The sequence below is a fragment of the Gammaproteobacteria bacterium genome, from assembly GCA_003696665.1.
GTDB lineage: Bacteria > Pseudomonadota > Gammaproteobacteria > Enterobacterales.
Map to the genome: position 1 here is coordinate 1 of RFGJ01000179.1, position 10,934 is coordinate 10,934.

At 53.6% G+C, this 10,934-nt stretch carries 5 protein-coding genes; all 5 read left to right on the plus strand.

Annotated elements, in window-relative coordinates; all coding sequences use genetic code 11:
- Positions 1-1,177, plus strand: a 1,177-nt coding sequence (locus D6694_05265) for a DNA methylase (protein RMH44964.1), incomplete at its 5' end; no start/stop codon positions are given.
- Positions 1,178-1,229: 52 nt separating this feature from the next.
- On the plus strand, positions 1,230-4,832 hold the full coding sequence (locus D6694_05270; protein RMH44965.1) for a hypothetical protein: 3,603 nt from the start codon (positions 1,230-1,232) through the stop codon (positions 4,830-4,832).
- A 3-nt stretch (positions 4,833-4,835) separates the two neighbouring features.
- Positions 4,836-9,818, plus strand: a complete 4,983-nt coding sequence (locus D6694_05275; GenBank protein RMH44966.1) for a DEAD/DEAH box helicase — start codon at positions 4,836-4,838, stop codon at positions 9,816-9,818.
- Between the two features lie 3 nt (positions 9,819-9,821).
- On the plus strand, positions 9,822-10,517 hold the full coding sequence (locus tag D6694_05280; GenBank protein ID RMH44967.1) for a hypothetical protein: 696 nt from the start codon (positions 9,822-9,824) through the stop codon (positions 10,515-10,517).
- A 15-nt stretch (positions 10,518-10,532) separates the two neighbouring features.
- Positions 10,533-10,934, plus strand: a 402-nt coding sequence (locus D6694_05285) for a hypothetical protein (GenBank protein RMH44968.1), incomplete at its 3' end; no start/stop codon positions are given.

The following is a 10,934-nucleotide window of genomic DNA, read 5'->3' on the forward strand; positions in this document are numbered from 1 at the left end:
CAACCTGATGTACTCCGAACTCAACTTCCTGTGGGAAGCCTGGCTGGGTGTTTTCACGAACAACGAACCCGAAGCGGTGGTCAACAAGAGCCAGCGCAAGGGGCTGCCCGAATACCAGGCCTTGATGGAAGCCGCTTTTCTCGAGTTTTACCGTCTGCTCAAACCCGGCGGCTGGATGACGGTCGAGTTCCACAACTCCAAAAACGCGGTCTGGAACGCCATTCAGGAGGCCATTCTGCGGGCCGGGTTCATGCTGGCCGACGTGCGCACGCTGGATAAACAGCAAGGCACCTTCAAGCAAGTTACCAGTACCGCCGCCGTCAAACAAGACCTGATTATCTCCGCCTACAAGCCCGCCGGGGCGTTCGAGCAGCGCTTCCTCGCCGCACAGGGCAGCGTCGAGGGGGCCTGGGCTTTCATTCGCCAGCACCTGGAGCATCTGGCGATGCCGACGCTCGCCGCCGGAGGTATGCTGACCTTCATCGGGGAACGCGCTCCCTACCTGCTCTACGACCGCATGGTGGCCTACCACATCCAGCGCGGGCTTTCCGTGCCGCTCTCCGCGCCGGAGTTCTACGCCGGGCTGAACGAACGTTTTGCCGAGCGCGAGGGGATGATTTTCACCTTCCCGCAAGCCGCCGAATTCGACAAACTGCGCATTTTGGCCGAGCGCGTCGAGCAATTGCCGCTCTTCATCACCGACGAGAAGAGCGCCATCCAATGGCTGCGCCGCGCGCTCGACCCCGCCCAGGGCGGCGGTCCCCGCACCTACAGCGACCTGGCTAACGACTTCAAGAAAGAACTGCACAAACTCTCCTACGAGGCGCTGCCGGAACTGCGCGACCTGTTGGATGCCAATTTCCTGCAAGATGCCGCTGGCCGCTGGTACCTGCCCGACCCATCCAAAGCCAGCGACCTGTACGCCTTGCGGGAGAAAAGCCTGCTGCGCGAATTTGCCCTCTACACCAAAGGGAAGCGGCGGCTCAAGACCTTCCGCCTGGAAGCGGTGCGCGCCGGTTTCCGCCGCGCCTGGCAGGACCGCGACTACAAGACGATTGTCAACGTTGCCGACCGCCTGCCACCCCGTGTTTTCGAGGATGACCCACAACTGATGATGTACGCCGACAACGCTCGCCTGCGCCTGGACGCCCAACCCAGGCAGGAGCGTCTCTTATAGCAACGAAGCAACCTCTCTCAATACCACAGGCCATCCAGGAGGAGGTAACGACATGGACCTGGACAAATGGGAAGAGCGTTTTCGCCCTTACCTGCCAGAAATCGAAATCATCGGTGAAATTCCACTCACGCAGGCCGAACACACCGACTTGGAAAAAGACCTGGCTGCTTTCGTGCGCCGCCACGGGCTCACCGAAGCCACACGCCGCTTGCGTGAACGCTACCCGGCCAGTTTTGTTGTTTATCTGGCCTTCAAGGCTGCCTTTAACGATGAGCGCAGTTTCTGGGATAGAGTCGCGGACGCCATGGGGGTTTCGGCATCATTCCATCAGGAAACACACCATTGGGGGAAAACATTCCGGAGTATTATCCGGCAGTATCCTAATTTACGGCAGTTTAAAAACATCTCCGGTCGGCAATTCGTTACCCCCATTCGGCTGCACGGCGGAATTCCGGCCTACTCCCTGCCGGATTTCTTTCGCTTTATCCTGCTTCCCTCCGTCGAAAAATCTCCTTACGATGGCATGGAAGACAAACAGGCGCTAAATGAATTACTGGAACATTACACCACGACGCTATTCGTAGATAGCGTCGTACGGTACTTCTTCCGATATGGCGGCACCCCCGCCCAACGGCTTTTCACCCGCAGCAGGCGCATGGCGCGTCTGGCACGGGCGAACAAGCCCCTCCCCGCCCCGTCCGAATTAGGATTGCGTCCCTACCTGGTATTGAATTTCGAAAACTACTTGCAAAATCCGCCGGAGCGAGGAAAACGACGACAACGCCCGCGCATCTACATAGACCCTTACTTCCGGTTGCTTTTCCGGGTAGTACTGCCTCCCCAACCGCTCACACTGGAACAGGCATCGCGGCCTTGTCAAGCGCGGCTGCTCGACCCAAACACAAACGCAGACCTGGGAGAACCGCAAAACGTACGCACTTATCGCCGAGGGCTAGACTGGCTGACCGAGGAAATAGAATGGTCTCTGGATGAACCAGTCGAGAATATTCAAGTGGAACTATATATCGAAGGAGAAAAAGAACCAGTCACTTTGTATACGCTCCGCATCATCCCAAGGGGAGACTTTCCACCGATTTTGGCTGCCCGGTACGAGGACGGGGCGCTGCGTCCTATATCTCCGGCGTTGAAGGCCAAGACATTATGGTTGATATACCCCAGTGATGCCGAACTGTATATCGAGGGGGAAGCGCGCCAAATCGAGCGTATGCATCCCTACGCCCCCCCCTGGGATGGCTGGCAGGCGCAAGCCTGGGATTTATCCAAAGCGCGGCTGGTACGTCTGGTGCGCGAAGGCAGCGACATCTGTCCTCCGATTCCCGTAACCCTGCCGGACGAGCCGACTTTACTTGGCGAGCCACTGCATCAGTTTTCCCTGCCCATAGACGAAAAACCGCTCTACCGGACACTGCCCCGGCTCCGATTACCCTTGCGTCATCGGAACATGGCCGAACAAGAGTTATCCGATTGGGAATTGCGCCTGGAGTCCCGCTATGCAGCCTTTCCTTCCGGTGAATGGCAAGGGTGCGCCGCTGATTTGCCCCATGAAATTCTGGAAGATGAATTTGCTGCGCTGGTTGACCTGTCTCACTGGTTGGGAGAAGTCCCTGCCGGGACATACCACCTGACCTTGAACGGGCGCGGCTACCCTGAAATGGAACTACCCTTCCGGGTGTGCACGCAGGTATCCCTTGATGGTCTCGAACCCTACTACCTGCCCGACAACAATGGGGCCAAAGCGGTACGTTTCTACGTCCACCTGCCAAAGAATGCTTCTTTGTCCATTCCTAACAATCCACCCAAAAGATTGGGGAATCGCTGGCGCGTAGACATCCCAGAAGAAGACACACAAACCGACCTCGAAATCGTCATACCCTCCCAGCCTGAGGATGTACGTATTCCCTTGCGGATTACCATTCCCCGCCTGCAGTGGACATTGATTCTGCAACCTGGTGAAGCCCTGAACTGGCATCATCAACCAATTTCATTGCCTCTTCCCCGCCTGTTGCAGATAGAACTGGCACGCTTTCGTCCCCGCTTGCGCGTAAAACTGGCCTTACCTCACGAATACTCCATGCAGGCTGCCTTGCACTTGCGTTTACCAGATGAAGAAGAAAGTTTGCATGTCTCCGATAAGATTACCCTATCCCGCACTTTCCAGGACTTTGATTTGAGTCCATTTCTGGACACCTTACGTACTCATGCGAAGGTGGACACGCTTACTTTTGTATTGGAATTACAAGACGACGTGCAAAAACGCGTCATTGAACACCCTCTTGTATATGTGAATCGCGACCCGAATATCAAAGTTTTCCACCTGGAACAACACCCCAATGGATACCTGACAATTCACTGGTACGAACCAGAGCCTCTACGCTACCGCCGTTTGCGCTTGTGGAATCTTTGGCAACCCTGGGCTGAACCGGCAGAAATTCCCATCCCTGATGACGCCCCCCCCAGCGACGTCACATTAGAAAAAGGGTGGTGGATGCATGACCTGCCACCGGATATTTCCATTCCTCCATCCGAATACAGAATGCAATTCGTCATCATTGCTCCTTATCAAAAAAGTTCCATACCTTCTGTGCCTCCTCCAGAAGCCATTCCTGTCTCTCTCATACGCCCGACAGAACGCCTGAGACAAATCAAAGCGCAGTTGGTATCTTCAAATGAAAAAAACAGCCGCGAATTTGCTTTGCATATTGAAAAAGCCTGCATCTATCAAAGTCTTCAGCGTAGTCAGGATATACAACAAGAAATCCAGTGGTGTTTGAGTCATTGGCGGCAAGCCAATCTTCTACACCTGGAGGCCTTGCAACGTTGGTTACAACGATACGACCCGGAAACAAGCCGCGCGTTTCTGATTTACATGTTCCGCAAAGAATCTCTGGAAAAACTCAGACGTCATTCCCCATCTTTTATTGCCCGTTACTTGGAAAATTTCCCTGCCGCCCGTACCGTCAAGCCAGAAAACGCCCCCTTGATATTGGAAATAGCGCGAGAGCCAGCAGTGATTCTGCGTGCTTTGCGGCTGCTTGCACAATCTGACCACGAAGAAGCCATCGAATATTTTTGGAAAGCACTGGAAGAGCATCGTTTTTCCGAATCCGACGCAGCCGATGTGTTGGCTGAAGAAAGTGTTTTTGCACAACAATTACTGCGCACAGTATCGCATTCCCCATTACGCACTCGACTGATACGCGAATTAAGTCGTCGCATCGATATTCCAGCATTCATGGTCAAGATAGGGCACTATGTTCTCAGCCCAGCCGGATGGGCTGAAATCACCGAAATTCATCAAGCGCGCTCGCCTGCAGCGTTCATGCCCGATACAGAACACCCCACCTTACGCGCTACCTTGCTTCATTGGCCTGAGCAACAAGTCGAACTGAATTTGGCAGAAGGAACGCTTACCATCCTGGGGCGCGCAGGTGTATATCAGTGCATATGCAAAAGGTTCGTCGTTCCAGGCGGCAAAGACGGAAAACCAATGTGGAAACAACATAAAATGTTTTGCCATGTTGATGTAACCCAGCCACGCCCTGTGCCCGCAGTACTCTCTTTCCCGTCCAATTTTGTGATATTCACGAATCGAATAGACAACCCCTTTGATACTCGCAACGTATCTGGAGAATAGAACATGAGCATTCACCCTATTCATACTACAGCCCGCATCCGGCAGGCCTACATCCGCTACCTGAAAACCATCAAACCTTTTCAGGATGAAACCCTGCGCACAGAATTTGCCCGCGCATTGGAAAGCGACAACTTGCTTTTGAAAGGCCCTTACATTGAATTTACGCCTCCCTTCAAAGCAGGAAAAACCCCAGACGAACTGGTAAAGGAAGGAATACTTTCGTCTCGCTTTCGCATCTTAGGACATCCGGATGGGATTCCCATGGGGCGCCCCTTGTACTTGCACCAGGAGGAAGCCATTCGCAAAGTGCGGAATGGCCGCAACGTGGTCATCACCACCGGCACCGGGAGCGGCAAAACAGAGGCCTTTCTCATCCCCATTTTAGATGCCCTCTTGCGTGAAGAAACAGCCGGAACGCTGGATGAACCTGGCGTACGCGCCTTGCTCTTGTACCCCATGAACGCCCTGGCCAACGACCAAATGGAGCGTTTGCGCGCTTATTTACAGCACTACCCGAGTATTACCTTCGGACGGTACGTGGGAGAGACGAAAGATACTTATGACAAGGCCCTTGATCTATACGTCAGCATCCATCGGGACGGCAAATTTCCCCAGCCGCTTAGCAACGAATTAATTAGTCGTCACCAGATGCAGAAAAAGCCTCCACACATCTTGCTCACCAACTACGCTATGTTGGAATACATGCTATTACGGCCTGAGGAATCCCCGCTATTCGACGGGGAAACCGGAAAACACTGGCGTTTCATTGTCCTGGACGAAGCCCACAGTTACGATGGCGCCCAGGCGACCGAGATAGCGATGCTCCTGCGCCGCCTTCAAGACCGTGTCACCCAGGGAGGACAAAAAACGCTCCAGGCGCTTGCCACCAGCGCCACACTTGGAGAGGGAGAGAAAAGCCGTCCGGAAATCGCGACCTTTGCCCGCGACCTTTTTAACTTGCCTTTTGAGCCACAAGATGTGATATTGGGGCAAAAAGTCCCCGAAAGCGGCCTGAGCGAGCCTTGGGGGAATGGCACCCCAGCGTTGTATGCCGCACTCAACGACTTGGCAGAAGCATGGCGCGCACACAGGTCTGCTAGTTTACCAACATCACTGCCTGATGTTCCTGAAAATGTGTTGAAAGAGGCCTACCGCATTGCAACACTGCATAATGAACGACAAGTCTCTCGTTTCTTATATGAAATTCTCAAAGGGGATAACCACCTCCACACCCTGCGCCATACCCTACAAAACCAGCCCCTTACACTGGAACAGGCTGCCGTGCAAGTCCTCCCAGATATGGATACGGATACAGGGCAAGAGGCCCTGGCGCATTTGGTCTCGGCCGCACTCCTGGCACGCCAGGAAGAACATCAGGCGGCTCTGCTGCCAGCACGTTATCACGTATTCGCGCGGGCGCTGGAAGGAGCATTTGTATGCCTCAACACCAGCCATCCGGCCCATCAAAAAGAAGGTAAACCGCACCTCTTCCTGACACGCCGAAAATACTGTCCACATTGCGGAAGCCGGGTCTTCGAACTGGCGAACTGTACCCGCTGCGGCACTAGTTATTTAGTCGGCGAAGAATGTTCAGGACACAGTGAGATTACATTGGCAGAAAAAACTGCTCCAAAATTCGAAATAGCCCCGCAACGGCACTACCTGACCCAGAGCAGCGCCGTTTACGAAGCGGATATGGTAGCCCGCAAAGTGGAGTATTTCGTCCTGAACCTGAAAGCAAGCGAAAAACCAGATGAAGATGCACTTATCGAAAACGATGCTAAGGCAGATGAGACGGCCGACGAACGCGTGGATGAAATGGAACTCTGCCCGCGTTGTGGTGCCGTGTATCCCCAACATCAGAAACATGGCCGCTGTACTTGCGGCGTGCCCTTTGTTTCTATCGGCAAGGTCATCATGGGAAAGAAACGCACCCTCCGACGCTGCGTTTCCTGCTCGACATACAGTCGGGGCGGCGTTATTTACCGCTTTCTCACCGGGCAAGATGCTCCCGTCAGCGTATTGACCGGCACGTTTTATCGCGAAGTTGCTCCTACCATTTCCGGTCAGGAAAGGCAGCGCCCCGGAAAGGGACGAAAGATGCTGGTATTCACCGATAGCCGTCAACGGGCTGCTTTTTTCGCCCCTTATATCCAACGCTCTCAAGAACGCCAGTTACGCCGCCGCTTGATGGTGGCATCGTTGGAACACCGCCCGGATACCACCCCACTGCGTTTTTCAGACTGGGTAGAACTCCTTTACCATGAGGCCGAAAAATATGACATTTTTGACCCCGATGAGACACCTTGGGACAAACGTCTGAGAGTCAGCACCTGGCTTATGCAAGAATTCAGCGGTTTGGATAAGCGGTTGAGTCTGGAAGGCGTTGGTTTGTTATACTTCCGCCCCTACCAACCTATGGGGTGGACATTGCCAAAAGAATTACTTTCACCGCCATGGAATCTCTCATCAGAAGAAGCCTTTGGGGTGCTTGCTGTTTTACTCAATACGCTCCGTCAGCAGGGCGCTGTTTCATATAGCGTTGACATTTTCGGCACGGAAATTAATCTACTCACATCCAAACACCGGCAGGCTTTCATGCCGCGCGCCAAAGAATTCTATGTGCGCATCTCAGGGGCTACCAATCGTAAGTTCGGCATCTACGGTTGGATACCCGCCGAACGATACAGCAACCGCCGTCTCGATTTTTTGGCTCGTCTGCTGGCGCGCAAAAAAGGTGAAGAGAAACCGTCTAAAGAAACACGTCAACAAGCCATTGCTTTGCTTCAGGCTTTATGGCCTACCTTGGAACCTTGGCTTGAGGAAATAAGTATTCAACGCGTTGGAACTGTCTACCGCCTGCGCCGTGACCGTTGGGAAGTTGTGCCCACTTTACGGGATTACACTTCCTGGTACGTATGCGATACCTGCCGAAACCTGGCGCCTTTCAACGTTGGTGGGGTATGTTCCACTTACGGGTGCTCCGGCACACTTCACCCCCTGAAACATCAGCAACACGTCATAGAGGACAATCTCTATCGTCACCAATATCTGGACGAAGAGCCACTTCCACTAACGGCAAAAGAGCACACAGCCCAGTGGGTTTCAGAAAAAGCCGCCGAGATACAAAATCAATTTATCCAGGGTGATGTGAACGTACTGAGTTGTTCCACAACTTTTGAAATGGGCGTAGATGTCGGCGACTTGAATGCCGTAGTGCTGCGCAACATGCCGCCATCTACGGCCAATTACGTCCAACGCGCCGGACGCGCCGGACGCCGTACCGCAAGCGTGCCTCTCGTCCTGACTTTTGCCCAGCGTCGTCCACACGACCTGACTTTCTATGCCGAGCCGGAACGGATGATTTCGGGAAAAATTCGCCCCCCCGTGGTGGTGCTACGTAACGACAAAATCATCCGGCGGCACCTGCATTCCGTCGTTTTTGCAGCCTTCTTCCGCTGGGCAAAAGAGCAATGCCAGAATGAAAAATGCTGTACATACCGCAAATGCGGCGATTTCTTCGCTCCCAATGAGGAGAGGGCATTCTGTGACGGCCCTGCTCTGCTACGTCAATATCTAGCCACCCGCCCTACCAAACTGGCAGAAGCCTTAGACCGCATTATCCCAGACGATGCCGACCTGCGCAGTCGCCTGGCACTGGATAATTGGGGTTGGCTCCCTTACTTGATTGATTCTGAAGAAGCCGTCTTGGATAAAGCAACAACTTCTATTTTAGGAGAACTGGAAGAATTCCGCAAAATCGAGGAACAAAAAGCCAGAGAAAGAAAATACCGGGAGGCCAACGACGCCCAAAAAGTACAGAATACCATCCGCAAACGCGATTTGCTTGGTTACCTGGGTTCTGCCAATGTGCTTCCCAAATACGGTTTTCCCACCGATGTCGTTGCACTGCAAACCGACCATCTCCACATCACCGATGCCGAAAACATCCAATTGGAACGCGACCTGAAAATGGCTATCTCTGAGTTTGCCCCCGGTGGACAAGTCGTCGCAGCGGGGAAAATCTGGTATAGCCGCGGTCTCAAACGGCTGCCAGAACACACCTGGGAACCCCATGGGTATGCCGTGTGCCCCGTATGCAAACGGATGAATATCCAGGTGGGTGAACAAGAACCAATCACTTGTATCTGTGGTGCACCGCTCAAGGGAGCACGCACGCGAGGGGTCTACATTACGCCCGTATACGGTTTCCTCGCAGACAACAAGGCAGATACACCGGGAGAGCGACCGCCCAATCGTTTGTATGCCAGCCGGGTGTACCTGGCCCATTACCAGGCTGGTTCAGAAAGTGTATACTCCCCAGCCCAGGCCACCCCCGACTCAGATTTCAACGCTGGAGTCGTTCTATCCAAAGCATACAGCCGCCATGCCAGTTTGGCCGTCGTGAACAACGGTTACGGGCAAGGCTTTCATGTTTGCCAGGTTTGCGGATATGCAAATGTTATCTCATCTGGGGCTCGTTCTCGCAAATCTCGCAAAGAACACAAAAATCCGCTCACCCATCAATCCTGCACCGGCACGCTACGCCCCTACCATTTGGGACATCGTTTTATGACCGATGTGTTGCACATCCACTTTTCCATGCCACTTCATACGAACGAAGAAATTTATTCCGTGCTCTACGCCATGCTTGCCGGGGCCAGCGAGGCACTGGGAGTTCCCCGCAACGACGTAGATGGTCTGGTTTACTATGCCAATGAACAACCGTCCTTTCTGCTCTTCGACACCACACCTGGTGGGTCCGGCCATGTGAAAATTATTCACGACAACCTGCGGTCAGCCCTGGAGGCCGCCTATCAACGGGTCCAATCCTGTGACGGGTGTGCTCCGGAAACCAGTTGCTACGCCTGTCTGCGAAATTACCGCAACCAATTTGTGCACGACCTGTTGCAACGTGGCCTTGCCGCTCAAATTTTGGGCAGTGTTTTGGGAGAAAGTACACTGCATTTGCACGGAGGAAACTAACCCATGCCCATCTTCGACCGTTTCATTCGTTACGAGTGGGCGGAACATGCCTTGGCTCTGGCTCTCAACGGCGATTCTCCAAGTGAATTGAGAACTTGGCTGGCTGCACAGGGACTGGGTGCAGAGTCAGCCCGCCGAACCGCAAATCTCCTGACCCATCTCTGGTTTCCATCCACCCATCAAGGACAGTCGTTCCGTCAAGAAGCGTTTGCACTATATTCCTCTTCTTCTTGGAGAGAGCATCTCGCCTTGCATTGGGGCATGGCGCTATGGACATTCCCCACATTCCACGAAACCATTCGTATTTGCGGGCGACTACTGCACCTGCAAGGTTGGTTCTATAGAAAGGATGTTGTGAACCGGGTGTTGGAAAAACACAGTAACCAATCCACCATCAAACGTGCCGCGGAGCGCATCCTGCAAACACTAACGGATTGGAAAGTGCTGGAAAAATCGAAACACCAATATTGTCTCTCCTCTCCAGTTTTTGTAGAGCGTCCAGAATTGGCTGCCTGGATTTTTCGCTCCTTGTTGGAAACCACACCGGAACAGTATATACTTAAAACTGATTTGCTCGCCGCCGGAGAATTTTTCCCATTCCATTTTGTAGATTCAACGGTTTTGTTCCAGGATATCCCCCAGTTTGTTCTTCTTCGTAATTCGGATGGAGATGAATTGGTCGGGCTACAATCCACATAATCTCGACTTAATCCCATGCCCTCCCTCCCCAAAACCACCATCCACTTCCTCGCCGAACTGCTCAAACATCAGGCGGAAAAACAACTCGGCGACGGCGCGCTGACCATCCTCATGGACGCCCTCGCCGACTACGCGGGTGATAGCGCCAGTGAAAAACTGACCGCCTTCCTCGAGAGCGGTCAAAACGCCGAGAAAATCCTGGCCGCCTTCCAGCAGGCTGACCTGTGCTTCTCGCGCCTGGGCAATCCGGACTACGCTCAGATCATCGCCTCCAAGCCCTTTGCCGCGCTGGAGCGCCTGGAGAAACTGGCCGCCCGCTTCACCGCGCAACTGGATTCCGAAGCTCTGCTGCTCGGCATTCAGGAACAATTACAGGCTGATTGGGGCGATAAATACCCTGCTGAGTTCTACCCCCAG

Coding starts and splice junctions, on each gene's coding strand:
- D6694_05270 (RMH44965.1), top strand. CDS start 1,230: ATGGACCTGGACAAATGGGAAGAGCGTTTTCGCCCTTACCTGCCAGAA.
- D6694_05275 (RMH44966.1), top strand. CDS start 4,836: ATGAGCATTCACCCTATTCATACTACAGCCCGCATCCGGCAGGCCTAC.
- D6694_05280 (RMH44967.1), top strand. CDS start 9,822: ATGCCCATCTTCGACCGTTTCATTCGTTACGAGTGGGCGGAACATGCC.